Raw genomic sequence first — 24,384 nt, 5'->3', positions numbered from 1 at the left:
TAAAACCGATGAACCCAAGGAGAGTCTCAATGCCCTATGTTCCAGTTGCAGAGCTCAAAGATTATGTCGGCAAGGAACTCGGACGTTCCGAATGGCTCACCATCGATCAGGAGCGCATCAACCTGTTCGCCGAAGCCACCGGGGATTATCAGTTCATCCATGTCGACCCGGTCAAAGCCGCGCAAACGCCATTTGGCAGCACCATTGCACACGGTTTCCTGTCGTTGTCGCTGATCCCTAAACTGATGGAAGACATCCTGATCCTGCCGCAAGGCGTGAAGATGGTGGTCAACTACGGTCTGGACAGCGTGCGTTTCATCCAGCCGGTCAAGGTCAACTCCAAGGTCCGGCTCAAGGTCGACCTCGGTGAAGTGACCGAGAAGAAACCCGGCCAGTGGTTGCTCAAGGCCACCGCCACCCTGGAGATCGAAGGCTCGGACAAACCGGCCTACATCGCCGAACCGCTGTCACTCTGCTTCGTCTGAGTGCCGGGATGCGAAACGGCTCACGCGGTTTCGCATCCACTCCTCTCTGCCGGCTGTATAAGGTCACATAGCTACGGCATACTCGGTCGCCTAATTGCCCGGATCCCGCTATGCGCCAACTTGCTGCTCTTGCACCGCTTGCCCTGACCCTGATGCTCACCGCTTGCGGCGACGGCGAATCGCTGTTGCCCCCGGACGCACGCCTGCCCGACGGCGGACGCTATCGCGGCGAACTGGTCAACGGCCTGCTGCAAGGCCAGGGCCGGGTCGACTACCCCAACGGCAGCTGGTACGCGGGCGCTTTCGACAAGGGTCAGTGGCACGGTCAGGGCGAATGGCACGGCAGCAACGGCGAGGTCTATCGCGGCAATTTCCAGCAAGGCCTGTTCGACGGCCAGGGCACGCTGACCACCCACGGCGGCAGCTACACCGGCGGATTCAAACTGGGCCGGCGCGAGGGCGAAGGCACCCTCAAGGAAAACGCGATGACCTATCGCGGCGAATTCAAGGACGACCAGTATTCCGGCCTGGGTCGTCTGGAACTGGACGACGGCAGTTCCTATCAGGGCCAGTTCGCCCACGGCAAACCCAACGGTGAAGGCCAGCGCGGCGACGCCAGCGGCAATCAGTTCAGCGGCCACTTCATCAATGGCCAACTCGAAGGCAACGGCACTTTCAACAGCGCCGACGGCGACATCTATGTCGGCGGTTTCAAGAACAATCAACTCCACGGCAAGGGCCGCTACGAAAATGCTGACGGCGATGTCTGGCTCGGACAGTTCAAGGAAGGCGCACTGACCGGCAAAGGCGAACTGATCGGCGCCGACGGCAGTCATTACATCGGCTACTTCAACGACTGGCGTTTCAGTGGCCAGGGCCGCTTGAACCTGTCCGACGGCAGTTTCTATATCGGCGGGTTCGACAGCGACAGCTACACGGGCCGGGGCACCCTGGTGCTGACCGACGGCACCGTGCTCAGCGGCACCTGGATCAACGGCCAGCGAGTACGCGATGCCGACGGTAAATTGCTGCCAGACACACTCGAGCTCGGCCTGCTGGCCCAGGGCCGCCTGCTCGACGAAGCGCTGGCCAATGTGCCAGCCTCGACCCCGGCGGTGGAGTTGTACACCCTGACCCTCGGCGGCGACGGCAAGCAAAGCGTGTTCCTGCGCGAATCCGATTACGTGGCCAACATGCTCGCCAGCCGTTTCGGTGCCGTTGGCCAGATTCGCCTGGTCAATCACCGCGACCACCTCGGCGACCGGCCGATGGCCACCCGTGAAAATCTGCGTCGCGCCGCCCTGACCCTGGCCGAACGAACTGGCCCGGAAGACCTGGTGTTCATCTACCTGACCAGCCACGGCACCGCCGAACACGAACTGGTGCTGGATCAGCCACGAATGGAACTGGCCGACCTGCCCGCCGACGAACTCGCCGCCGTGCTCGCACCGCTGAAGAACCGCGACAAGATCATTGTCATCTCCTCGTGCTATTCCGGTGGTTTCATTCCGGCGCTGAAGGACGAACGCACACTGATCATGACCGCCTCGCGCGCCGACCGCGTATCGTTCGGCTGCTCCGAGGAGGCCAACTTCACCTATTTCGGCGATGCCTTGTTTGCCCAGGCGCTGAACCAGACCGACGACCTGGAACAAGCCTTCAAACTGGCCAAAGCCACCGTTGCCGAGCGCGAGCTGGCGGACAACTTCGAAGCCTCGGAACCGCAGATCTGGGCACCGAAAACAGTACTCGCGCACTGGCAACTGCTGCGCAAACAACAGGCGAGAAAAGCGTTGCAAAGTGCTGCGTTGAACGACGGAGCGACAAACAGCAACTAAGCTGAACAGTATCAAGGGAGAGACACTATGTACTTGACGCCTCAGCATGTCTTGCTTGCCGGAGCCACCGGGCTGACCGGTGAACATCTGCTCGACCGTTTGCTCAACGAGCCGACGATTACCCGTGTCCTGGCCCCTTCACGCCGGCCGCTGGCCGAACATCCACATCTGGAAAACCCGGTCGGCGATCCACAGACCTTCCTGCCGCAACTGGCCGGCCGGGTCGACATTGCCTACTGCTGCCTCGGCACCACCATCAAACAGGCCGGCTCCGAAGAGGCGTTTCGCGCCGTGGATCTGGACATGGTAGTGGCGTTCGCCAAACGCGCACGGGAAATGGGCGCAAGGCACCTGATCGTGATCAGTGCCCTGGGGGCTGATCGCCGGTCCTCGATTTTCTACAACAAGGTCAAAGGCGAGATGGAACACGCCTTACGCGCGCAGGACTGGCCGCAACTGACCATCTGCCGGCCATCACTGCTGCTTGGCGAACGCAGCGAGCCGCGCCTGGGTGAGCAGCTTGCCGCGCCGTTCTCGAAACTGATTCCCGGCAAGTACCGTGGCATCGAAGCCTGCCAGCTGGCCCGGGCCATGTGGCGCCTGGCGCTGGAGGAGCAGGACGGCGTGCGGATCGTCGAGTCGGATGAACTAAGAAAACTCGGTAAATAAGCTCACTTGTCACAGTGGTTCAACGCAGGTCCGGGCAGTCACCTTCCGATGACGCCCAAGGATCTTGTGTTGAACTGCTCGCCACGTGAAATGGGCCGAATCGACTCAACAACCGTGCCCTAACTATCTACCACACCCCCCTTCCCTTTCATGGATAACGTGTCCTCCGGCACGCCTGCGTCTGCCATCCCGTCATCGAATGGCAATCCCCGACGGCAGGCCATCAATGAAAGGACGCCTTGATGAGACCCAAAAATCCATCACCGAAAAATACCGGTGCACCTCACAGCACCCTTGATACGTCACCGCTTTTATCCACACCGCGCCTTGAACTTCCGGGAATGACTCGACCGGGAGCACCGGTCCCCCATCAGCCCGCGCCACAGCTGTCGACACTGCCGCATTCAAGCGACACATCGCCCACGCTACTGATTCAGGACCTGGTTCCCACGCCCAGGGACGGTGAGCACATTCCATCCAGCAACCCGCGCCCGACCGACTCAATCCGTCACTACGAGCTGTCGCCACAGACGAGAACGCTTTTGCCTGGCGCCAATACCGAAGGATTGCGCGTCCACAGAGGACGCATTTATGCCGAGGTGCAATACACCACGACCACCACGGTCATGGTGGACTGGGACGAAGGCGCAGGCACCTATCGGGCCAAGCTTCCACAGGAAATGCATCCCTCTGGTCCTGCCCTGCGATTCGACCCGCAAAGCAATACCTGGCGAGTCGGCGAGCCTCCATACACCGGAGATATGATCGGGCCCGTGGTACACCGACAAGCAGACAACCCGGACGATATCCCGGCACAGGGACTTGCGCCCCGGACGCAATCGGACATGACAGCGGTTTACATCGACACCCAAAACTACGTCTGGAATAACGACATAACCAATCACCATGGCTATGTGGTCATGCACCGGAAAATGCGACGGGGCGACGCTGTCGGCCCCCCGTCGCATCATGCTTTCATGGACGAAAACGGATCGTATGTCATTGTTGAGGCCCCCACTTACGCCATCGATCGGCCAGCAGAATCGCTGCCCGCATGGACTGACCGCGACATCTGGGATCTCTATGGCCTGCAGGGCGCGGATATCACCCGTTTTCGCACTGAAGCCGAGCGAACCGGCAAGAAACCTCAGTGGGCCAGAGTCCGGGCTCAACGGATGGAAAACACCTACCTGTTTGACGAGCTGCACCGCTGGTCAGGTCTGGAGATGGACCGCGACATGTTCAATCGTCTCCTGGAGCATCAGAAGCGCACTCCCGCCGAGTGGGTGAAACACCTTGATTCGGTTACCTTGCATCGCAGCACGCCAGCCCCGCAATCTCCATTGCCACGCGTGCCGACACCCGAAATGCCTGCCCTGCAAACGCCTTCGCCGCGCCCGCCCACACCCGACACTCCCGAGACAACGGACACCACGCCGGGTTATGGCCATCAGAGTCACTACACCTGGGACATCGACAACCAGAACTTTCATGGCTACGTAGAAATGCAACGCAAGCCAGGCCTGGACGACAGCCATGGCCCTCTTACCCAAGTGGCGTTCCCCGAAGGCAGCGGACTGACCATCGTCAGCCCCATCAGGTATTCCGCCAGTCAACGAGCGTTTCGCCCCTATTGGCGGGACATTGATATCTGGAACCTGTACCGGATCGAAGGCGCAGATATCCTGCGCTTTCGTCAGGACGTCGCTCTGAACCTGAAACAGCCGGCCTGGGTCAAGCAGCGGGAACTCTCGTCCCGGCGTGAAGAGTTGCTCGAATACCTGCGGCTTTGGACCAACCCTGATTCTCCGCTCAAATCACGGGAACAGGTCAATGCCCGGTTCCAGCCCTACAATCTGTCCACGCTGCAACTCGCGCGACTTTGCAAAGAATTATCGCCAACAGGGCAATTCAACAAACTGATCAATGACGAGCTGCCCACTTGGGTCCATACCCATCAGGCTCAAACGCTGGTCGTAACCAACCCGAAACAGTTCGCCCCGTTTTTACCGGAGCTTCAAGCCGAAATCATCAGGTTGAGGAATCAGGGAGAAGGCACCAGCCTCCTGAAAGACAGCCTCACTCCGCCCTTCTTTCGCGAGCTGTTGCTGCAGGGTGGTTTCAAACGCAACAGGCATAATTATCTGTACAGACTCGACATTCCTGCCGCGTTCAAGGTCGATAACCGGACGCCCTTCGAAATCGCCCGGCCCGGTGCCATGGCCGCACCAACACTTTCGATCGAGGGCTCTACCAGCGAGACAGCCGTCAGTGCGATGTTCAGTCTCAGGGCTGCCATGAAATTCGCAAACGAGTCCAATGACGCAACGGGCTCCCTCGATACCCGGACGGACAGTCCATTGACTGGCAGCGAACCCCGCCAGACTAATGAAGCCGCTTCGCTGTCTCGCTCCCGTCGCATGACGTTTTGTTACCTGCTCGATACCCGCAATGTCGAGGTCGTCTCGGGGCAAGACAATCGCGCCTATAACCCGACACGGATCGACAAAAGACCGGCAGACGACCAGACACGCTTCCCGAGCATGAAAATGGAGGGCCATGTTTCCATGTCCTCCATCGGGTTCACGTCGAGACGTGTGTGGCTGGTCAACTCAGACATGAGCCGCGCGGCCACCGTGGACGATGTACACACGCAGGCGCTTGAACGCGCCACGGGATCGGGTCAGAGCCATGCAGAGCTCATCGAGGCCCGGACACAGGCAGGAGAATTGAACCGGGGCGAATATGACGCGCTGATCGATGAGGTGGCGAAGGCCGGCAAACGAACTATCGAAATGCCGGCGGGACAGGATGTTTTCTCCACCGACATCATTTTCCCGCCCGAGCTGATCAGCCTGCTTTAAGCGGTATCACCGGCTCGATCTTGCCTGATCGAGCCGGTGTTTTTCATAACCCCCCGGTCGCCTGAAACCCGACGCCCAGCACCGTCAGCACCGACAACGGCAACAGCAGCGTATCGAGAAACGCACTGGCCGGCAGATCCACGCCAGGATAGCTCGGCGCCTCGGCGCCGAACCGGTCCATCGCGCAACAGCCGCCATTCATCGCATACAGATCCAGCCGGGTGCCGGAATACACCACCGGCGCGCCGGGTTTGGCGGCATCCAGCGTGCGCGCAGTGGCGCAGCCGGTCAGTTGCAACATCAGCAGGATCGCCAGCAGCTTATTCATCGCTGCTCAGATGGTGCTCGCCCCAGCGCGGCAGCATGTCCTGGGGAATGCCCAGCAGATTGAGAATCCGTGCCACCACGAAATCGATCAGGTCATCGATGGTCTGCGGTTGGTGATAGAAACCCGGCGAGGCTGGCAGGATGGTTACGCCCATGTTCGACAACTTGAGCATGTGCTCCAGATGAATGCTCGAATAAGGCGCTTCGCGCGGCACCAGAATCAACTGGCGACGCTCCTTCAAGGTTACATCTGCCGCACGTTCGATCAGGTTGTTGCAGGCGCCGGTGGCGATGGCCGACAAGGTGCCGGTCGAACATGGCACTACCACCATCGCCGCCGGAGCGCCGGAGCCCGAGGCCACCGGCGACATCCAGTCCTCCTTGCCATACACGCGGATCTGCCCGGCGGCGGCGCCGGTGTATTCGGTGAGGAACGCCTGCATCATTTGCGGCTTGGCCGGCAGTGACACATCCGTCTCGGTAGCCATCACCAGTTGCGCGGCCTTGGAGATCAGGAAGTGCACTTCGCGATCCTCGCGCACCAGGCAATCCAGCAGACGCAAGCCGTACTGGGCGCCGGACGCGCCGGTCATAGCCAGTGTGATGCGTTCCGGGCCGCCGTCCTGAAAGCGAGTGTTCATTTCAGCGCCTCGGCGAGTTTGCCGTGCAGACCGCCGAAACCGCCGTTGCTCATGATCACCACGTGGGTGCCGGGCTGGGCCTGGCTCTTCACGCGTTCGATGATGCCTTCCAGCGAATCGCTGACGATCGACGGCACGGTGCACAGCGCAGCAGTGCCCGCCAGGTCCCAACCGAGATTGGCCGGGGCGTACCAGATCACCTGATCGGCATCGACCACGCTGTCCGGCAGACCGTCACGGTGTGCGCCGAGCTTCATCGAGTTGGAGCGTGGCTCAATGATCGCGATCAACGGCGCATCGCCGATGCGTTTACGCAGGCCGTCGAGGGTGGTGGCAATCGCGGTCGGGTGGTGGGCGAAGTCGTCATAGATGGTGATGCCGCGTACTTCCGCGACTTTTTCCATCCGGCGTTTGACGCTCTTGAACGCGCTCAGCCCGGCAATGCCCATGGACGGCACGACACCGACGTGACGTGCTGCGGCCAGGGTTGCCAAGGCGTTGGCCACGTTGTGCTGGCCGGTCAGTTCCCACTCGACCACGCCTTGGGACACGCCTTCGAACATCACTTCGAACGCCGAGCCGTCATCCTTCAGCAATTTGACCTGCCACTGACCGCCGGCACCGGTGGTTTGCACCGGGGTCCAGCAGCCCATCTCGATCACGCGCTGCAAGGCCGGTTCGGTGGTCGGATGGATCACCAGGCCTTCGCTCGGAATGGTGCGCACCAGGTGGTGGAACTGGCGCTCGATGGCTGGCAGATCAGGGAAGATGTCGGCGTGATCGAACTCAAGGTTGTTGAGGATCGCGGTGCGCGGACGGTAGTGGACGAACTTCGAACGCTTGTCGAAGAACGCACTGTCGTACTCGTCAGCCTCGATCACGAAGAACGGCGTGCCGCCCAGACGCGCCGACACCGAGAAGTTTTGCGGCACACCGCCGATCAGGAAGCCCGGGCTCATGCCGGCATGTTCCAGCACCCAGGCGAGCATGCTGCTGGTGGTGGTCTTGCCGTGCGTGCCGGCAACCGCCAGCACCCAGCGACCTTGCAACACGTGATCCGCCAGCCACTGCGGGCCGGAGACGTACGGCAGGCCTTTGTTCAGCACATACTCGACTGCCGGATTGCCGCGGGACATGGCGTTGCCGATCACCACCAGATCCGGTGCCGGATCAAGCTGCGCCGGGTCGTAACCCTGGGTCAACTGAATGCCCTGGGCTTCGAGCTGGGTGCTCATCGGCGGATAGACGTTGGCATCGGAGCCGGTCACGTGATGGCCCAGCTCTTTGGCCAGAACCGCCATCGAGCCCATGAAAGTCCCGCAGATACCCAGAATATGAATGTGCATAGTCGACCTCGTAAAACATGGCCGCAGGTTAGCGCAGGGAGGGGGAAATCGCACTCTTTAGCTGATTGAAGAGTGGAGGTCTGAATATGTGTCCGATTTGAGATCGCGCCCCTCACCCTAGCCCTCTCCCAAGGGAGAGGGGACCGACCGCGGTGTTCTTTTGAGGTACGCCGACCTGACATATCGCGGTGAACTCAGGCCCGAATCCATAATCGACTCGGTCGCCCAAGTCGATGTATGGCAAAAGACACCACGGTCAGTCCCCTCTCCCCCTGGGAGAGGGTTAGGGTGAGGGGCTTTTAACTGACACGCCGCTCAATCCCGTGCTTGCGCAGCTTTCTATAAAGAGTATTGCGACTGACGCCAAGCTGCTCGGCCGTGTGGGTCATATGCCAGCGCGTGTGCTCCAGTGCATTGAGCAACGCCAGCCGCTCGGCATCCTCCAGCGGCTGTGCGGACAACGCTTCATCGACTTTGACCAACAGCGGCTGCACCTGCCGGAACATCGCAGGCAGATCATCCAGCCCGATCCGCCCCTCATCGCACAGCGCCGCCAGCGTGCGCAGCACATTGCGCATCTGCCGCACATTGCCCGGCCAGTTGAACCCCAGCAACGCCCGGCGCGCCGGCTCTTCGATCAGGATCGCATCCCCGCCCGCCTCTTCGGCCAGGAGGAAATCCAGCAATTGGGATTTGTCACTGCGCTCGCGCAATGGTGGCAGCGCCACTTCCAGTCCGTTGAGCCGGTAGTACAGATCCTCACGGAAACTGCCGTCCGCCACTCGTTCCAGCAGATTGCGGTGCGTGGCACTGATGATCCGCACATTGACCGCTTCCGGCTCTCCACCGATCGGTACCACTTGCCGGTCTTCGAGCACTCGCAACAGACGGGTCTGCAAGGCCAGCGGCATGTCGCCGATTTCATCGAGGAACAACGTGCCGCCGTCGGCCTGCTGCAACTTGCCGCGCATGCCGTCCTTGCGCGCGCCGGTAAAGCTGCCGCCGCGATAGCCGAACAGTTCGCTCTCGATCAGGCTTTCGGGGATCGCCGCGCAGTTGAGGGCGACGAAGGCATTACTCGCGCGTTGACTTGCCTGATGCACAGCCTTGGCGAACGCCTCTTTGCCCGAACCTGTTTCGCCGTTGATCAGCAGCGGCACGTCGCGCTCGAACACCCGCAGGGCCTTGCGGAAATCCGCTTGCAGCCCGGCATCGCCCAGGCAAATGCCGGCCAGGCGCGGCGCCTCGGGAACTGCCGGTTTCGGCAAGACGGGAGTCGGCTTGCGCGCTTCTCCGCGCAACACTGCAAACAGATGCCGCCCGTCACGGGTACGCAACGGCCAGCTCGCGCTGGCGTGGGCACTGGCGCGCCCGAGCAACTCATCCAGCGAGCAATCGAAAAACGCTTCCACCGGTTTGCCGAGCAAGCCGCCACGAATGTGCCCCAGCAGGTTCAAGGCACTCTGATTGACCGCGCTGATCCGCCCTTCCCCGTCAAACGCCAGCAGCCCTTCGCTGAACAGCCCGACGGATTCGGCATGGAGATGGAAACGCAGCAACCATTGATTATCGAAACAGCGCAGGAAATAGCAGCTCTCGATCATCTTCGCCGACAGATTGACCAGCGCCATGGTGTGGAACTGGCTCTGGCGGGAAACGTCCGGTCGCGCCGAGGACACGTCGAGCACCGCCAGCAGTTCGCCGTGAGGGTCGAACACCGGGCTCGCCGAGCAGGTCAGGCCGGTGTGGCGACCACGGAAATGTTCGTCCTGATGGATGGTCAGGGCCTGGCGTTCCACCAGGCAGGTGCCGATGCCGTTGGTGCCTTCGCAGGCTTCGCTCCAGTCGGAACCCAGCCACAGTCCGGCGCGTTCGAAGATCTTGCGTTCGGAAGGCGCGGTTACGCAGTTGAGGATCACCCCGCGCGCATCGGTCAGCAGCACCGCGTGGCCGGCGCCGGAGAGTTGTTGATGCAGGCTGCTCATTTCATTGCCAGCGATCTGCAACACCTGCTGCAGCCGCTCTCGGCTTTCGAGGACACGACCGTGTTCGAGCACGGTCGGCGCCATGGTCAGGGCCGGGTCGAGGTGATAATCCTCAAGACAACGCAGCCACGAGCGGGCGATCGACGGGTCGGCACCGGGGCCATGCAGGTGCGGCTTGCCCTGGGTGACGGTAAGAACCTGTCGGGCATGGCGACTCAAATGGTTGTCGTGCATTTCTTATTATTCTCCCCGAGGCTCATCGGCCCATGCGTGAAGTGGTGCCCAGCATCCTCCAGCCAACCGGTCTTTGCAATGCTGGCAAGACCGCCCGGTCACAGCTTGTGCCAGAAGCGGTACAAACTGTCACCCGAGCTGTACCGATACCGTCACAGACGCTTGCCACTTGTCCGACAGAAATCACGCAAGGCCTTGATTTGCCTGACCTGCACGGCGGTGGCCCGACCTTTGCTCTACGCTTATAGCAAGCGCACATGCGCGTTTCTCTAATAAGTACAAAGCCAAGGAGAACATCATCATGCGTTACGCTCACCCCGGTACTGAAGGCGCCAAAGTCTCGTTCAAGAGCAAGTACGGTAACTACATCGGCGGCGAGTTCGTCGCGCCTGTCAAAGGTCAGTACTTCACCAACACCTCGCCAGTGAATGGCCAGCCGATTGCCGAATTCCCGCGTTCCACCGCCGAAGACATCGAAAAGGCCCTGGACGCCGCCCACGCCGCTGCCGATGCCTGGGGCTCCACTTCCGCCCAGGCCCGCTCGCTGATCCTGCTGAAAATCGCCGACCGCATCGAACAGAACCTCGAAACCCTGGCGATCACCGAAACCTGGGACAACGGCAAAGCCATCCGCGAAACCCTCAACGCCGACATCCCGCTGGCCGCCGACCACTTCCGCTATTTCGCCGGGTGCCTGCGCGCCCAGGAAGGCAGCGCCGCCGAGATTGACGGCAACACCGTCGCTTATCACATTCATGAACCGCTGGGCGTAGTCGGCCAGATCATCCCGTGGAACTTCCCGATCCTGATGGCCGCGTGGAAACTCGCCCCAGCCCTGGCCGCCGGCAACTGCGTGGTGCTCAAACCTGCCGAACAAACCCCGCTGGGCATCAGCGTGCTGCTGGAGCTGATCGGCGACCTGCTGCCACCGGGCGTACTCAACGTGGTGCAAGGGTTCGGCAAAGAAGCCGGCGAAGCCCTGGCCACCAGCAAGCGCATCGCCAAGATCGCCTTTACCGGCTCGACCCCGGTCGGCTCGCACATCATGAAATGCGCCGCCGAAAACATCATCCCGTCCACCGTTGAGCTGGGCGGCAAGTCGCCGAACATCTTCTTCGAAGACATCATGCAGGCCGAGCCAAGCTTCATTGAAAAGGCTGCCGAAGGCCTGGTGCTGGCGTTCTTCAACCAGGGCGAAGTCTGCACCTGCCCTTCCCGCGCTCTGGTACAGGAGTCGATCTATCCGCAGTTCATGGAAGCGGTGATGAAGAAAGTCAGCCAGATCAAACGTGGCGACCCACTCGACACCGACACCATGGTCGGCGCCCAGGCGTCCGAGCAGCAATTCGACAAGATCCTGTCGTACCTGGAAATCGCCAAGGGCGAAGGTGCCGAACTGCTGACCGGCGGCAAGGTGGAAAAACTCGAAGGCAACCTGGCCTCCGGTTATTACATCCAGCCGACCCTGCTCAAGGGCACCAACAAGATGCGTGTGTTCCAGGAAGAAATCTTCGGCCCGGTGGTGAGCATCACCACCTTCAAGGACGAAGCCGAAGCCCTGGCGATTGCCAACGACACCGAGTTCGGCCTCGGCGCCGGCCTCTGGACCCGTGACATCAACCGCGCCTATCGCATGGGCCGCGCCATCAAGGCCGGTCGTGTATGGACCAACTGCTACCACCTGTACCCGGCGCACGCCGCGTTCGGCGGGTACAAGAAGTCCGGCGTCGGCCGTGAAACCCACAAGATGATGCTCGATCACTACCAGCAGACCAAAAACCTGCTGGTGAGCTACGACATCAACCCGCTGGGCTTCTTCTAAAAAACCGGGCGACACCGAACTATCGGTGTCGCCCTTTCCATCCCGATGACAATCCCTGGTCTGGCCGCTCTGGCACGGGCCTTGCGTACCCGTCATTCAGGATTTGCGTGAACACTGCCGCTGCGTGAACAGCATCCACCCACTCAACCGCTGCACCCGAAAGTCCAACAGATCGAACAATAAAAAAGACAGAGAGGACTTATGACTTCCACCACACAGCTCAAACCCACACTCGGCACCCTGCATCTCTGGGGCATTGCCGTCGGCCTGGTGATTTCCGGCGAATACTTCGGCTGGAGTTACGGCTGGGGCACCGCAGGAACCCTGGGTTTCCTGGTCACGGCCCTGATGGTCGCGACCATGTACACCTGCTTCATCTTCAGTTTCACCGAACTGACCACCGCGATTCCCCATGCGGGCGGGCCGTTTGCCTACAGTCGCCGGGCATTCGGTGAAAAAGGCGGATTGATCGCCGGGATCGCCACCCTGATCGAGTTCGTCTTCGCCCCGCCGGCCATCGCCATGGCCATCGGCGCCTATCTCAACGTGCAATATCCGGAGCTTGACCCGAAAGTCGCGGCGGTCGGCGCGTATTTCGTGTTCATGACCCTGAACATCCTCGGCGTCAGCATCGCCGCGACCTTCGAACTGGTGGTTACCGTGCTGGCGGTTGCCGAACTGCTGGTGTTCATGGGCGTGGTTGCGCCGGGCTTCAGTTTCAGCAACTTCGTGCTCAATGGCTGGTCGGGCTCCAGCGAATTCAGCCTCGGCTCGATTCCCGGGATCTTCGCCGCCATTCCTTTCGCGATCTGGTTTTTCCTCGCCATCGAGGGCGCGGCCATGGCGGCCGAGGAAGCCAAGGACCCGAAACGCACGATTCCCAAGGCCTATGTCAGCGGCATCCTGACCCTGGTGTTCCTGGCCATCGGCGTGATGGTGATGGCCGGCGGTGTCGGCGACTGGCGACAACTGGCGAACATCAACGACCCGCTGCCCCAGGCGATGAAAGCAGTGGTCGGCAACAACTCGACGTGGATGCACATGCTGGTGTGGATCGGTCTGTTCGGGCTGGTGGCAAGTTTCCACGGGATCATCCTCGGCTACTCGCGGCAGTTCTTTGCCCTGGCCCGGGCCGGTTATCTGCCGAAAAGCCTGGCCAAACTCTCGCGCTTCCAGACGCCGCATCGGGCGATTCTGGCCGGCGGCGTCATCGGCATTGCCGCGATCTACAGCGACGGCCTGGTCAATCTGCAAGGCATGAGCCTCACCGCCGCGATGATCACCATGTCGGTGTTCGGCGCCATCGTGATGTACATCATCAGCATGCTCAGCCTGTTCAAACTGCGTAAAACCGAGCCAAACCTTGAGCGCACCTTCCGCGCGCCGGGCTATCCGATCGTGCCGGGGATCGCGCTGTTTCTGGCGCTGGTGTGCCTGGTGGCGATGGCCTGGTTCAACACCCTGATCGGTGGCGTGTTCCTCGGGTTCATGGCTGCCGGTTACCTGTATTTCCAGCTGACCGCCAAGCAACGCTCCGAAGCACCGGCAGACGCTATGCTCGAAGGTATCTAGAAGTTGCACCGGCACCGGGCCTCAGGCTCGGTGCCTGCACTAAAAGCATTCATTCAGGAGGAACGCGCCCCATGGCCGCATTTGCCCATACCGTCGGCGCCCAGACCTACCGCTTCGACAGCCTCAAGGACGTGATGGCCAAGGCCAGCCCGGCGCGCTCCGGGGATTTTCTGGCCGGCGTCGCCGCGCTCAACGATGGCGAGCGAGTGGCCGCGCAAATGGCGCTGGCCGACATCCCGCTGACACATTTCCTGCAGGAAGCGCTGATTCCCTACGAAGCCGATGAAGTCACACGGTTGATCATCGACAGCCATGACAAACAGGCCTTTGCCGTTGTCAGCCATCTCACCGTTGGCGGCTTTCGCGACTGGTTGCTGAGCGAGGCGGCCGACGAGTCCAGCCTCCGCGCCCTCGCCCCCGGCCTCACGCCGGAAATGGTCGCCGCCGTGTCGAAGATCATGCGGGTGCAGGATCTGGTGCTGGTGGCGCAGAAGATCCGCGTCGTGACGAAATTCCGTGGCACCCTCGGCCTGCGCGGGCGGTTATCCACAAGGCTGCAACCCAATCATCCGACCGACGAGCCGTCCGGCATCGCCGCGAGCATTCTCGACGGTCTGCTGTACGGCAACGGCGACGCCATGATCGGCATCAACCCGGCCACCGACAGCATCGCCTCGATCTGCGCGATGCTGGAAATGCTCGATGCGATCATCCAGCGTTACGACATTCCGACCCAGGCCTGTGTGCTGACCCACGTCACCACTTCTATAGAAGCGATCAACCGTGGTGTGCCGCTGGATCTGGTCTTCCAGTCGATTGCCGGCACCGAAGCGGCCAACGCCAGTTTCGGTATCAACCTGAACGTGTTGCAGGAAGGTTATGAAGCGGGCCTGAGCCTCAATCGCGGTACGCTCGGGCAGAACCTGATGTATTTCGAAACCGGTCAGGGCAGCGCGCTGTCGGCCAACGCCCACCACGGCGTCGATCAACAGACCTGCGAAACCCGGGCCTACGCCGTGGCGCGACATTTCAAACCGTTTCTGGTGAACACCGTCGTAGGCTTCATTGGTCCGGAATACCTCTACAACGGCAAGCAGATCATCCGCGCCGGCCTCGAAGACCACTTCTGCGGCAAGTTGCTGGGCGTGCCGATGGGCTGCGACATCTGCTACACCAACCACGCCGAAGCCGATCAGGATGACATGGACACCCTGCTGACCCTGCTGGGCGTGGCGGGGATCAACTTCATCATGGGCATCCCCGGCTCCGACGACATCATGCTCAACTACCAGACCACTTCGTTCCACGACGCGCTCTATGCACGCCAGACTCTGGGCCTGAAACCGGCGCCGGAGTTCGAGCAGTGGCTGGCGAACATGGGCATCTTCACCCAGGCGGACGGCAAGGTCCGCTTCGGCAACAATCTGCCGCCGGCGTTTCGCCAGGCGTTGGCGCAACTGAGATGAGTCAGATGGAAAAACCGCCCGTCGATCCACAGAACCCCTGGCTTGAGCTGCGTCGCCTGACCCCGGCGCGGATCGCCCTCGGCCGTACCGGCACCAGCCTGCCGACCCGCGCACAACTGGATTTCCAGTACGCCCACGCGCAGGCCCGGGATGCCGTACATTTGCCCTTCGATCACGCCGGGCTCAGTGCCCAATTGGCCGACCGCCAGCGCGACAGCCTGCTGCTGCACAGCGCGGCGACGGATCGCAACAGCTACCTGCAACGCCCGGATCTGGGGCGCAAGTTGAGCGATCAATCGGCGCAAGCCCTGCGCGAGTACGCGCTGGAACATCCGGGCGGGGTGGATCTAGTCATTGTCGTGGCTGACGGCCTCTCAGCGCTGGCGGTGCATCGTCACACCTTGCCGTTCATCTCCCGACTGGAAGAACAGATGACCGCCGACGAATGGTCAATCGCACCGGTGATGCTGGTTGAGCAAGGTCGGGTGGCGGTTGGCGATGAAATCGGCCAGTTGCTGGGCGCCAAAATGGTCGTGATGCTGATCGGAGAGCGCCCCGGACTCAGTTCGCCGGACAGCCTCGGTTTATATTTCACCTACAATCCTAAGGTCGGCCTCACCGATGCCTACCGCAATTGCATCTCCAATGTGCGGCTTGAAGGCTTGAGCTACGGCATGGCGGCCCATCGCCTGCTGTATCTGATGCGCGAAGCCTGTCGGCGGCAGCTGTCGGGGGTCAATCTGAAGGACGAAGCGCAGGTTCAGACGCTGGAATCGGAAGCCGGTGCAGATATGAAGAGTAATTTCCTACTCGATCCGCCCCCGGCCTGAACCGTTTCCGCATTGCCTAACTGCGCCGGTTTCAGGCAGGATCGACGCACGGCCGCCCGGGTTTCCCATCGCCGTCAGAGCAGTTGAAGACAGCCACTTGAAGACGAGACCTATCATGCGGATTATTCAAGCGACCCTCGAACACCTGGACCTGTTGGCTCCGCTGTTCGTCAAATATCGTGAGTTCTACGGCGCACTGCCTTATCCGGACTCGTCCCGGGCCTTCCTCGAAAAGCGTCTGCGGCGCAAGGAGTCGGTCATTTATCTGGCCCTGGCCGATGATGACGACAAGAAGCTCATGGGCTTCTGCCAGCTCTATCCGAGCTTCTCCTCGTTGTCGCTCAAGCGCGTGTGGATCCTCAACGACATCTATGTCGCCGAAGATGCCCGCCGCCAACTGGTCGCCGACAACCTGATCCGCACCGCCAAGCGCATGGCCAAGGAAACCCAGGCCGTGCGCATGCGTGTATCCACCAGCAGCGACAACGAAGTGGCGCAGAAAACCTACGAATCCATCGGATTCAAGGAAGACACCGAGTTCAAGAACTACATTTTGCCGATCAGCGACGAACTCTGATTTTTTCTAACAGTGCGGATGCAGGCCTTTGTGGCGAAGGTACAAATTCCCTCGCCACAAAGGCCTGCACCTCGCTTCCCCCTCGAAATGCCCCGCTACAAAACCAACGCGCTTTTCACCTATCAGATCGTATAATCCTGTGCTTTCCGGCTTGTAAGAAAAACTACACCCGCTTGTAGGCTTACACCGAATCATCCGCACAGGCCTGCCGAGTCGGGCCATCACCACAGGTGCCCACATGGATTTCAACCCGATCGACATCATTCTGCATCTCGACGTCTACCTCGACATGCTGGTGAACAACTATGGGACCTGGATCTACGCCATCCTGTTTCTGGTCATCTTTTGTGAAACCGGCCTGGTGGTCACACCGTTCCTGCCGGGTGATTCGCTGCTGTTCATCGCCGGCGCCGTCGCGGCAGGCGGCGGTATGGACCCGGTGCTGCTGGCGGGCCTGCTGATGTTGGCGGCGATTCTCGGCGACAGTACCAACTACGTGATCGGACGAACGGCAGGGGAAAAACTGTTCAGCAATCCGAACTCGAAGATTTTCCGTCGCGATTATCTGCAACAGACCCATGACTTCTACGACAAGCACGGCGGCAAAACCGTGACCCTGGCGCGCTTCCTGCCGATTATCCGTACGTTTGCGCCGTTCGTCGCCGGTGTCGCCAAGATGCCTTACCCGCGTTTCTTCGGTTTCAGCGTATTCGGCACCATCCTGTGGGTCGGCGGCCTGGTGACCCTGGGCTACTTCTTCGGCAACGTACCGTTCATCAAGAAGAACCTGTCGCTGCTGGTGGTGGGCATCATCCTGCTGTCGCTGGTGCCGATGATCATCGGCATGCTGCGCAGCCGCCTCGGTGGCGCCGGTTCCAAAGCCGAATCGCGCTGAACCGATGTGGTCACTGAGCGCCTGGCGACGCCGGCGCACTCTGGCGAAGCACCCGATTGCCGATGATATGTGGCAGCGGGTGCGTCACCACTTGAGCTTCCTCGACGGCATCAGCGCCACGGAAGATCAGTGGCTGCGCGAAGCCAGCGTGTTATTCCTCGAAGACAAACACCTGACCGCCCTCCCCGGCGTCGAACTGCATCAGGAACAGCGCCTGCTGCTCGCAGCCCAGGCGCAGTTACCGCTTTTGCACCTTGGCGATCTGAACTGGTATCAGGGCTTCCATGAAATCATCCTGTACCCCGACGACTTCCTCAGCCCGCAGCGCCATCGTGATGCCAGCGGCGTCGAGCATGAGTGGGACGGCGAACACAGCGGTGAGGCCTGGCAGCAGGGGCCGATCATCCTCGCCTGGCCCGGAGTGATGGCCAGTGGTGGCTGGGAAGGCTACAACCTGGTGATCCACGAGCTGGCACACAAACTCGACATGCTCAACGGAAACGCCAACGGCCTGCCACCGCTGCACGCGGACATGCGGGTCAGCGACTGGGCAAAGGTCATGCAAAAGGCTTATGACGACCTCAACCGCCAGCTCGACCGCCATCCGGACGCCGAAACCGCCATCGACCCGTATGCCGCCGAGAACCCGGCCGAGTTCTTTGCCGTCACCAGCGAGTACTTTTTCAGTGCCCCGGATCTGCTGCACGAGGCTTATCCACAGGTGTATGCGCAGCTGCAGCTTTTCTACCGACAGGATCCGCTGGCCCGACTGAAGCAACTTCAGGCCACCGACCCGGTCTATCAGGCACACGAGTAAGGCCTGGACGACCTTCGGTGCATGGCATCGCGGGTGGAATATGCCTATAATCGCCGCCACTTTTTGGTCAATCCGGCCAAGTGTTTTGGTCTACTAACGGGGGCAACGCCCAATGAGCTACAGCAAGATTCCGGCTGGCAAAGACCTGCCGAACGACATCTACGTCGCGATCGAGATCCCGGCCAACCACGCGCCGATCAAATACGAAATCGACAAAGACAGCGATTGCCTGTTCGTTGACCGTTTCATGGCCACCCCGATGTTCTACCCGGCCAACTACGGTTACATCCCGAACACCCTGGCTGACGACGGCGATCCCCTGGACGTGCTGGTCGTAACCCCTTACCCGGTTGCTCCAGGTTCGGTGATCCGTGCTCGTCCGGTCGGCATCCTGAACATGACCGACGACGGCGGCGGCGATGCCAAAGTCATCGCAGTCCCACACGACAAGCTGTCCCAGCTGTACGTGGACGTTAAGGAATACACCGACCTGCCAGCCCTGCTGATCCAGCAGATCGAGCACTTCTTCGCGAACTACAAAGATCTCGAAAAAGGCAAATGGGTGAAAATCGAAGGCTGGGACGGCGCTGACGCTGCCCGTGCCGCGATCACCAAGTCGGTTGCCGCCTACAAAGGCTAAGCCTCGCGACCAGCGACATGCTTGAAGAAAACCCCGGTTGATCCGGGGTTTTTTGTGCCTGGCTGGCGGGGTCCTAAACGACTTGTTTATGGCGCCCTACAGAAAAGTTTTGCTGTGTGTAATTTCCCACAAGTACGTCTTACATCCCGTCGCAAAATTTGCCCTGATTTTGAACGCAAGGTTTATTCAAACCGCTCTGGGCCGGCCTTAGACTCGTGTTTATGAGAAAGAACACTAGCGGTCCAAGATTCAAGGCACTCCTGGAAGCTGCGAACATCACCACCACGGGATTCGCAAAGTTCTGGGGCACGGAAGCCCAAAACGTTCATAACTGGTACACCCGGGGCGTACCCGCGTACCGCATGGAAGAAGTCGCGCGCCTGCTGTCCGTCAACAGCCAGTGGCTGAAGACCGGCGAAGGCCCGAAAGAAGCACCGCATCTGTACACCGCCGGCGACACGCTGGATGCCCAGGCGATTCAGGGTGTCTATACGGTGCTCGAAACCAACGACATCGAATTGCCGCTCTACAAGGAAGCCCCGACCGCCCCAGGCTCCGACAAAACCCATGTCATCAAGGACCCGGAGCAAACCATCCGCCTGCCCCGCAGCCACCTCGAAGCCCTGGAAATCCGCCACACCGACGCCATCTGCACCCACATGATCGGCAACAGCATGGCCGAGAAGATCGAAGACGGCTCCACCCTCGCCATCGACCGCGGCCTCACCCAGGTGGTGGACGGCGAAATCTACGCCATCGAACACGACGGCATGCTGCGCATCAAATACCTGCACCGCATGCCCGGCAACGCCCTGCGCCTGCGCAGTCACAACAGCGCCGAATATCCGGACGAAATCTTCCGCGCCGCACAGATCGAGGAGCAAAGGATTCATGTGCTGGGGTGGGTGTTCTGGTGGTCGACCCTGGGCAAGCGGCGACCGGTGGTGCCGTTTCTCTGAGTCACCCGGTGTGGTGGGAGCCAGCCTGCTGGCGATGAGGCCCTGAAAGTCGGTACAAATCCCGGATTTTCTCCAGTTTGATCGCTCTAAACCGCACTTCAAGCTGGGAATCAGAAGCAAAACTCAGTATCCTGCGCCCCACATTCGCGCATCGACCCGCCCAGCGGCCCAGATGACGCCTGACGCGGCAGACCACTGTCTGACCAAGTCCCACAGCCGGACGCAAGATCCGGGTGTAAGTTTTGAAGGCTGGCGCGGTTTACCAAAAATAAACCAAGCCAGTCCCCGAGAAGCCGGCCACAAGCCGGCTTTTTAATGCCTGCTGAAAAGCTGGCCGGGGTTGGTTTTATCTTGCACAACAGAGCCCGCCTGCCGGAAGCGACGGCAACTCTGATTGTTCAAGTCACCCACAAGGACGTTCATTATTGATGCCCCAATTCATCAGCTCTCACCTGAAATCAACTGGCATGGCAGCCGCGTTGTGCCTTTGTCTTTCAGGATGCGTTGGAGCAATCGTATCGCTCCCGGAAAAGACAACTGTCAAAACGGATGCTTACAAAGCGCAAAGCTATCGTTCAATCACACCGCAAATAAGTAGGACGGTCACGTCGACACCCACGCGAGAGTGGTGCGGGATTACCGTTTGGGCTCTGATCATACCGGTGCCATTGAAACTACCGGTGTGTACATCGTATTTCGAGCAGTCCTTCGGTAAAGACGAATTCGGAAACGAAGCCGTTCTACTCGACTCGCAACAAAAGGTCCCATCCCCGTTCTACGCTTGCGGCCCGTTCATGATGTTGGGTCCGATCGTCCATGGTTACCAAGGCAACGCGCTTTGCGGCGTTTATCCGGACTGATAATGGAATTGACACAGCGACTTACGCTTTCACTTGCCAACGCTTTCGTCGCGAAGCCCTCCATATTCACCGTTGATGCACAATTGCCATCCGATCACCACGAAAACACCATCAGCACAGGGATGCGCCATGTCCGTTCCAACCTACGATCAGTTCATTGAACCGATCCTGCGTTTTCTCGCCACAAAACCCGAGGGTGCAATCGCTCGGGATGCCCATGAAGCAGCAGCAAAAATGCTGAACCTGACTGAAGCTCAGCGCGAAGAACTGATAGCCAGTGGTCAGGCTACCTACAAGAACCGATCAGGCTGGGCGCACGACCGACTCAAGCGTGCCGGTCTTTCCAACAGTGCCAAGCGCGGCTATTGGAAGTTGACTGATGCAGGTGTGCAGTACGCCAAAGAGCATGCATTTCCCCTGTCGGCCAAAGACGTGGAGCATTTGGCAATTGGTTACATGAACGTGAAGCTGAAGGTCGCACCGGACGCCGAGCCGCTGGATGGCCAGCCAAGTGTCGAGCCCGATCTGGCTTCCGCCACCGAAAGTCCCGACGACCGACTGGAGCGAGCGCTGAAGGAATTGCGCGATGCCACAGCGGCAGACCTTTTGGATAACTTGCTCCAGGTCAGCCCCAACCGCTTTGAAGTGATCGTGCTGGATGTACTTCATCGCTTGGGTTACGGCGCCAGTCGCAACGACTTGCAACGTGTCGGCGGTTCCGGTGATGCCGGCATCGACGGCATCATCTCACTCGATAAATTGGGGCTGGAGAAGGTTTACGTTCAGGCCAAGCGCTGGCAGAACACGGTTGGCCGACCTGAATTGCAGGCGTTCTATGGCGCGCTTGCAGGACAAAAAGCCAAGCGCGGGGTGTTTATTACAACCTCTGGATTTACGGCTAACGCTGTCGAGTTCGCCAAATCGGTAGATGGAATTGTGTTGGTCGACGGTACGCGGCTGGTGCATCTGATGATGGATCATGAGGTGGGGGTGACATCGCGGTTGTTGCGGTTGCCAACGCTGGATCGCGATTATTTTGATGAGGAGTGAGTGCAGGAGTTGTGCTGTTTGACGTTGACTAGCTAATTTCCATATGGGGCTTATGGTTAAAAGTGATGGCACACTAGAATCACGACAACTGTTCTACCAACCCCCACGGATCGAGGGTTACATCAGCGCGGGGCAAGGCCGGGACTGAATTCAGTTTAGGTTGATGTGCAGGTCAAGGAGGCCACTATGTCGGACGTCAAAGAAAAAAAGAAAATAGAGGAACAGTTTCTTCTCTATCACCTCACCTCCGTTGAAAATTTGGAGGGCATTTTCCGCGATGGTTTAAAACCTAGGGCCGACCTCACTGATTTCGCTGACGTAGCAGATGGCGAGATTCTCAAGAAGCGCAAAATTCTGGAGCTTGACAGCTTCGTACCGTTTCACTGGTTTGCCAAAAATCCGTTTGATGGGCGCGTACAGGGAGATAATCCGGACAAGAGTTTTGTGCTGATCTGCGTTCGTAGATTACTTGCTCAAAAAAATGAATGGAAAATCATTCCTCGACATCCATTGGCGGGTGATGAGATAGAGCTGCTTGAGTACGACAAAGGGTTCAAAGCGATCGACTGGGAGCTGATGAATACGCGCGACTACTCGAATTCCGAATGCAAAAATGTTTGCATGGCGGAATGCCTTTCGCCTGAAGTAGTAAAACCAAAAGACTTCATCATGCTATTTGCACCAAACTCTGAAGTCAGTGCTGAGTGCATGAAAATAGTGCTAAAAGCGGGTTTTAATACACCCGTTCATATAAATCGGGGAATGTTTCGCAATGAACTACACCAGCCTGAATCCAGAGAAAGCTCTGATTTGGCGTATCGTCCATCGCGATAACCTGCCCTGGATTCTGGATAACGGTCTGCATTGCGCGAACTCGGAAGTGCAGGCACCTCAGTACGTGAACATCGGCAACGTCGATTTGATCGACAAGCGCCGTTCCCGTCAGGTGCCTATCGCCCCCAAAGGCGCTCTCGCCGACTACGTGCCCTTCTACTTCACGCCCTTCTCGGTGATGATGCAGAACATTCATTCTGGCTGGAGCGTGCAGCAGCGCACCAACGATGAGATCGTCATTCTCGTTTCCAGCCTTTATCGCGTTGCAGAGCTGAACCTACCGTTTGTCTTCACAAACGCACATGCCTATCCGAGTTGGACAAACTATTACAGCGATCTGGCGAATCTCGACCAGATCGATTGGTCTATCCTTCAACGGCGCGACTTCAAGCGCGATCCGGATGACCCTCGTAAAATGGAGCGTTATCAAGCCGAAGCGCTGATCCACAATCACTTACCGATTACCGGACTGCTGGGCATCATGTGCCACACCGATGCAATGAAAGAACGCATAGAACAAGACGTCGCCGCTAGAGGCCTGACGTTGCCAGTCCATGCGCGTCCCAAATGGTATTTCCAATGATCAGATTTACCCAAGGCAACCTGCTGGAAGCCAAGACCGAAGCCCTCGTCAACACGGTGAACACCGTGGGCGTGATGGGCAAAGGCATCGCATTGATGTTCAAAGAGCGCTTTGCGCAGAACTATCGTCTTTATGCAGCGGCGTGCAAGGCCAATGAAGTAGAAACCGGCAAGATGCACGTGACCGCCACCAACGAGCTTGATGGGCCTCGCTGGATCGTCAATTTCCCGACCAAACGTCACTGGCGTTCACCTTCGCAGATGGCTTGGATAACGGAAGGTTTGCATGACCTTCGTCGTTTTCTGATTGAGAACGATGTGAAGTCCGTCGCGGTCCCGCCACTAGGTGCTGGTAATGGTGGATTGAAGTGGCCTGAAGTCCGCGAACAAATCGTTGAGGTTTTGGGTGATCTGGATGCCGACGTACTGGTGTTCGAGCCTACCAATCAATATTTGAATGTCGCCAAGCGCAGCGGTGTAGAGAAACTCACACCGGCTCGTGCCCTTATCGCCGAACTGGTTCGACGCTATTGGGTGTTGGGCATGGAATGCAGCCTGCTGGAAATCCAGAAACTGGCCTGGTTTCTTGAGCGCGCTATCGAGAAGCTTCCGGACACCGAAAACCCGCTCAACCTCAAGTTTGTCGCACATAAATACGGCCCATACGCTAATCGCCTGGAACATCTGCTCGATAACCTTGATGGCAGCTATTTGCACTGTGACAAGCGAATCAGTGACGCTGGAATAAGCGATGTGATCTGGTTTGATCAGGAACGCAAAGCCTTTTTGCAGACTTATCTCAAGACTGAGGCCAAGGAATATTCCAAGGCCTTGGAACGCACTGCCGAGTTGATTGACGGATTTGAGTCGCCATTTGGAATGGAGCTATTAGCGACCGTCGATTGGCTGCTGAACCGGGAAGGCGTCAGCGCGAATGTTCCTGCCGTGCGCGAAGCACTGAAGCACTGGGACGGTGGCTCCGGTGCTGCGGCGCGCAAGAGCAACCTGTTCGATGATCAGTCTCTTGATATTGCACTCAAGCGTCTGACCACCAGCAGCTTCCGACCTGAATTAGCGGCCTGAGGGATTGA

Annotated in this window: 21 protein-coding genes; 17 read left to right on the top strand and 4 right to left on the bottom strand. The window is 59.4% G+C overall.

All coding sequences use genetic code 11. The features are described 5' to 3' along the window. The first annotated feature begins 29 nt into the window (after positions 1 to 29). The 4 genes from OQ248_RS14300 to OQ248_RS14285 all read left to right on the top strand — a co-directional run bounded on the left by OQ248_RS14300 (position 30) and on the right by OQ248_RS14285 (position 5,856). Positions 30 to 485 (top strand): MaoC family dehydratase, encoded by a 456-nt coding sequence (locus OQ248_RS14300; protein ID WP_007909575.1) that lies wholly within the window; start codon positions 30 to 32, stop codon positions 483 to 485. Between the two features lie 110 nt (positions 486 to 595). Continuing rightward, positions 596 to 2,323 carry a C13 family peptidase gene (locus OQ248_RS14295; RefSeq protein WP_265813143.1) on the top strand — a complete coding sequence of 576 codons (1,728 nt, stop codon included), beginning with the start codon at positions 596 to 598 and terminating at the stop codon, positions 2,321 to 2,323. A gap of 27 nt (positions 2,324 to 2,350) precedes the next feature. Beyond that, positions 2,351 to 2,992 (top strand): oxidoreductase, encoded by a 642-nt coding sequence (locus tag OQ248_RS14290; RefSeq protein WP_119428903.1) that lies wholly within the window; start codon positions 2,351 to 2,353, stop codon positions 2,990 to 2,992. 242 nt (positions 2,993 to 3,234) lie between these two features. Continuing rightward, positions 3,235 to 5,856, top strand: a complete 2,622-nt coding sequence (locus OQ248_RS14285) for a hypothetical protein (protein WP_265813142.1) — start codon at positions 3,235 to 3,237, stop codon at positions 5,854 to 5,856. Positions 5,857 to 5,899: 43 nt separating this feature from the next. On the opposite strand, the gene OQ248_RS14280 is transcribed toward OQ248_RS14285, so the two are convergent. The 4 genes from OQ248_RS14280 to OQ248_RS14265 all read right to left on the bottom strand — a co-directional run bounded on the left by OQ248_RS14280 (position 5,900) and on the right by OQ248_RS14265 (position 10,389). After that, positions 5,900 to 6,184: a YceK/YidQ family lipoprotein gene (locus tag OQ248_RS14280; protein ID WP_265813141.1), complete on the bottom strand. Its 285-nt coding sequence runs from the start codon at positions 6,182 to 6,184 to the stop codon at positions 5,900 to 5,902. Then, complete coding sequence (gene ubiX, locus OQ248_RS14275) at positions 6,177 to 6,824, bottom strand: flavin prenyltransferase UbiX (RefSeq protein ID WP_134828226.1); 648 nt, start codon at positions 6,822 to 6,824, stop codon at positions 6,177 to 6,179. Before ubiX ends, OQ248_RS14280 begins: the two co-directional genes overlap by 8 nt. Beyond that, positions 6,821 to 8,170, bottom strand: a complete 1,350-nt coding sequence (gene mpl, locus OQ248_RS14270; protein WP_007958628.1) for a UDP-N-acetylmuramate:L-alanyl-gamma-D-glutamyl-meso-diaminopimelate ligase — start codon at positions 8,168 to 8,170, stop codon at positions 6,821 to 6,823. The genes ubiX and mpl overlap by 4 nt, the downstream gene beginning before the upstream one ends. Positions 8,171 to 8,469: 299 nt before the next feature. Continuing rightward, a complete protein-coding gene (locus OQ248_RS14265) occupies positions 8,470 to 10,389 on the bottom strand; it encodes a sigma-54-dependent Fis family transcriptional regulator (protein ID WP_265813140.1) in 1,920 nt (639 codons plus the stop codon). 301 nt (positions 10,390 to 10,690) lie between these two features. On the opposite strand from OQ248_RS14265, the gene OQ248_RS14260 reads away from it, so the two are divergent. The 13 genes from OQ248_RS14260 (at position 10,691) to OQ248_RS14200 (ending at position 24,376) form a co-directional block, all read left to right on the top strand. Next, the gene (locus tag OQ248_RS14260; RefSeq protein ID WP_007958625.1) at positions 10,691 to 12,211 is read left to right on the top strand and encodes an aldehyde dehydrogenase family protein; all 1,521 of its coding nucleotides are present in this window, start codon (positions 10,691 to 10,693) and stop codon (positions 12,209 to 12,211) included. A gap of 201 nt (positions 12,212 to 12,412) precedes the next feature. Continuing rightward, a complete protein-coding gene (gene eat, locus OQ248_RS14255; RefSeq protein ID WP_085712300.1) occupies positions 12,413 to 13,783 on the top strand; it encodes an ethanolamine permease in 1,371 nt (456 codons plus the stop codon). A 71-nt stretch (positions 13,784 to 13,854) separates the two neighbouring features. After that, a complete protein-coding gene (locus tag OQ248_RS14250; protein ID WP_265813139.1) occupies positions 13,855 to 15,249 on the top strand; it encodes an ethanolamine ammonia-lyase subunit EutB in 1,395 nt (464 codons plus the stop codon). 5 nt (positions 15,250 to 15,254) lie between these two features. Further along, positions 15,255 to 16,079 (top strand): ethanolamine ammonia-lyase subunit EutC, encoded by an 825-nt coding sequence (gene eutC / locus OQ248_RS14245; RefSeq protein WP_265813138.1) that lies wholly within the window; start codon positions 15,255 to 15,257, stop codon positions 16,077 to 16,079. Positions 16,080 to 16,194: 115 nt separating this feature from the next. Beyond that, the gene (locus OQ248_RS14240; RefSeq protein WP_085712303.1) at positions 16,195 to 16,656 is read left to right on the top strand and encodes a GNAT family N-acetyltransferase; all 462 of its coding nucleotides are present in this window, start codon (positions 16,195 to 16,197) and stop codon (positions 16,654 to 16,656) included. 238 nt (positions 16,657 to 16,894) lie between these two features. After that, positions 16,895 to 17,551 carry a DedA family protein gene (locus OQ248_RS14235; protein ID WP_085712304.1) on the top strand — a complete coding sequence of 219 codons (657 nt, stop codon included), beginning with the start codon at positions 16,895 to 16,897 and terminating at the stop codon, positions 17,549 to 17,551. A gap of 4 nt (positions 17,552 to 17,555) precedes the next feature. Beyond that, positions 17,556 to 18,368: a zinc-dependent peptidase gene (locus OQ248_RS14230; protein WP_265813137.1), complete on the top strand. Its 813-nt coding sequence runs from the start codon at positions 17,556 to 17,558 to the stop codon at positions 18,366 to 18,368. Between the two features lie 112 nt (positions 18,369 to 18,480). Next, on the top strand, positions 18,481 to 19,008 hold the full coding sequence (ppa, locus tag OQ248_RS14225) for an inorganic diphosphatase (protein WP_007933577.1): 528 nt from the start codon (positions 18,481 to 18,483) through the stop codon (positions 19,006 to 19,008). A gap of 221 nt (positions 19,009 to 19,229) precedes the next feature. Beyond that, on the top strand, positions 19,230 to 19,967 hold the full coding sequence (locus tag OQ248_RS14220) for a helix-turn-helix transcriptional regulator (RefSeq protein ID WP_114885775.1): 738 nt from the start codon (positions 19,230 to 19,232) through the stop codon (positions 19,965 to 19,967). A 989-nt stretch (positions 19,968 to 20,956) separates the two neighbouring features. After that, positions 20,957 to 21,877 carry a restriction endonuclease gene (locus OQ248_RS14215; protein ID WP_265813136.1) on the top strand — a complete coding sequence of 307 codons (921 nt, stop codon included), beginning with the start codon at positions 20,957 to 20,959 and terminating at the stop codon, positions 21,875 to 21,877. 186 nt (positions 21,878 to 22,063) lie between these two features. Continuing rightward, positions 22,064 to 22,711, top strand: coding sequence for a DarT ssDNA thymidine ADP-ribosyltransferase family protein (locus OQ248_RS14210; RefSeq protein WP_265813135.1), 648 nt, complete (start codon positions 22,064 to 22,066; stop codon positions 22,709 to 22,711). Further along, positions 22,650 to 23,294, top strand: coding sequence for a DUF4433 domain-containing protein (locus tag OQ248_RS14205; RefSeq protein ID WP_265813134.1), 645 nt, complete (start codon positions 22,650 to 22,652; stop codon positions 23,292 to 23,294). The genes OQ248_RS14210 and OQ248_RS14205 overlap by 62 nt, the downstream gene beginning before the upstream one ends. Next, the gene (locus tag OQ248_RS14200; RefSeq protein WP_265813133.1) at positions 23,291 to 24,376 is read left to right on the top strand and encodes a macro domain-containing protein; all 1,086 of its coding nucleotides are present in this window, start codon (positions 23,291 to 23,293) and stop codon (positions 24,374 to 24,376) included. Before OQ248_RS14205 ends, OQ248_RS14200 begins: the two co-directional genes overlap by 4 nt. Positions 24,377 to 24,384 lie beyond the last annotated feature (8 nt).

Origin of the sequence: Pseudomonas sp. COW5 (genome assembly GCF_026240005.1) — a bacterium.
In the GTDB taxonomy this organism is placed as follows: Bacteria; Pseudomonadota; Gammaproteobacteria; order Pseudomonadales; family Pseudomonadaceae; genus Aquipseudomonas; species Aquipseudomonas kribbensis.
This window is presented reverse-complemented; position numbering and strand designations above follow the sequence as displayed.

Excerpts from the sequence above, each read along its gene's own strand:
- eat (WP_085712300.1), top strand. The coding sequence starts at position 12,413 with ATGACTTCCACCACACAGCTCAAACCCACACTCGGCACCCTGCATCTC.
- OQ248_RS14290 (WP_119428903.1), top strand. The coding sequence starts at position 2,351 with ATGTACTTGACGCCTCAGCATGTCTTGCTTGCCGGAGCCACCGGGCTG.
- ubiX (WP_134828226.1), bottom strand. The coding sequence starts at position 6,824 with ATGAACACTCGCTTTCAGGACGGCGGCCCGGAACGCATCACACTGGCT.
- OQ248_RS14240 (WP_085712303.1), top strand. The coding sequence starts at position 16,195 with ATGCGGATTATTCAAGCGACCCTCGAACACCTGGACCTGTTGGCTCCG.
- OQ248_RS14285 (WP_265813142.1), top strand. The coding sequence starts at position 3,235 with ATGAGACCCAAAAATCCATCACCGAAAAATACCGGTGCACCTCACAGC.
- eutC (WP_265813138.1), top strand. The coding sequence starts at position 15,255 with ATGGAAAAACCGCCCGTCGATCCACAGAACCCCTGGCTTGAGCTGCGT.
- ppa (WP_007933577.1), top strand. The coding sequence starts at position 18,481 with ATGAGCTACAGCAAGATTCCGGCTGGCAAAGACCTGCCGAACGACATC.
- OQ248_RS14250 (WP_265813139.1), top strand. The coding sequence starts at position 13,855 with ATGGCCGCATTTGCCCATACCGTCGGCGCCCAGACCTACCGCTTCGAC.
- OQ248_RS14200 (WP_265813133.1), top strand. The coding sequence starts at position 23,291 with ATGATCAGATTTACCCAAGGCAACCTGCTGGAAGCCAAGACCGAAGCC.
- OQ248_RS14280 (WP_265813141.1), bottom strand. The coding sequence starts at position 6,184 with ATGAATAAGCTGCTGGCGATCCTGCTGATGTTGCAACTGACCGGCTGC.
- OQ248_RS14260 (WP_007958625.1), top strand. The coding sequence starts at position 10,691 with ATGCGTTACGCTCACCCCGGTACTGAAGGCGCCAAAGTCTCGTTCAAG.
- OQ248_RS14300 (WP_007909575.1), top strand. The coding sequence starts at position 30 with ATGCCCTATGTTCCAGTTGCAGAGCTCAAAGATTATGTCGGCAAGGAA.
- OQ248_RS14210 (WP_265813135.1), top strand. The coding sequence starts at position 22,064 with ATGTCGGACGTCAAAGAAAAAAAGAAAATAGAGGAACAGTTTCTTCTC.
- OQ248_RS14295 (WP_265813143.1), top strand. The coding sequence starts at position 596 with ATGCGCCAACTTGCTGCTCTTGCACCGCTTGCCCTGACCCTGATGCTC.
- OQ248_RS14215 (WP_265813136.1), top strand. The coding sequence starts at position 20,957 with ATGTCCGTTCCAACCTACGATCAGTTCATTGAACCGATCCTGCGTTTT.
- OQ248_RS14230 (WP_265813137.1), top strand. The coding sequence starts at position 17,556 with ATGTGGTCACTGAGCGCCTGGCGACGCCGGCGCACTCTGGCGAAGCAC.
- OQ248_RS14205 (WP_265813134.1), top strand. The coding sequence starts at position 22,650 with ATGAACTACACCAGCCTGAATCCAGAGAAAGCTCTGATTTGGCGTATC.
- OQ248_RS14265 (WP_265813140.1), bottom strand. The coding sequence starts at position 10,389 with ATGCACGACAACCATTTGAGTCGCCATGCCCGACAGGTTCTTACCGTC.
- OQ248_RS14220 (WP_114885775.1), top strand. The coding sequence starts at position 19,230 with ATGAGAAAGAACACTAGCGGTCCAAGATTCAAGGCACTCCTGGAAGCT.
- mpl (WP_007958628.1), bottom strand. The coding sequence starts at position 8,170 with ATGCACATTCATATTCTGGGTATCTGCGGGACTTTCATGGGCTCGATG.
- OQ248_RS14235 (WP_085712304.1), top strand. The coding sequence starts at position 16,895 with ATGGATTTCAACCCGATCGACATCATTCTGCATCTCGACGTCTACCTC.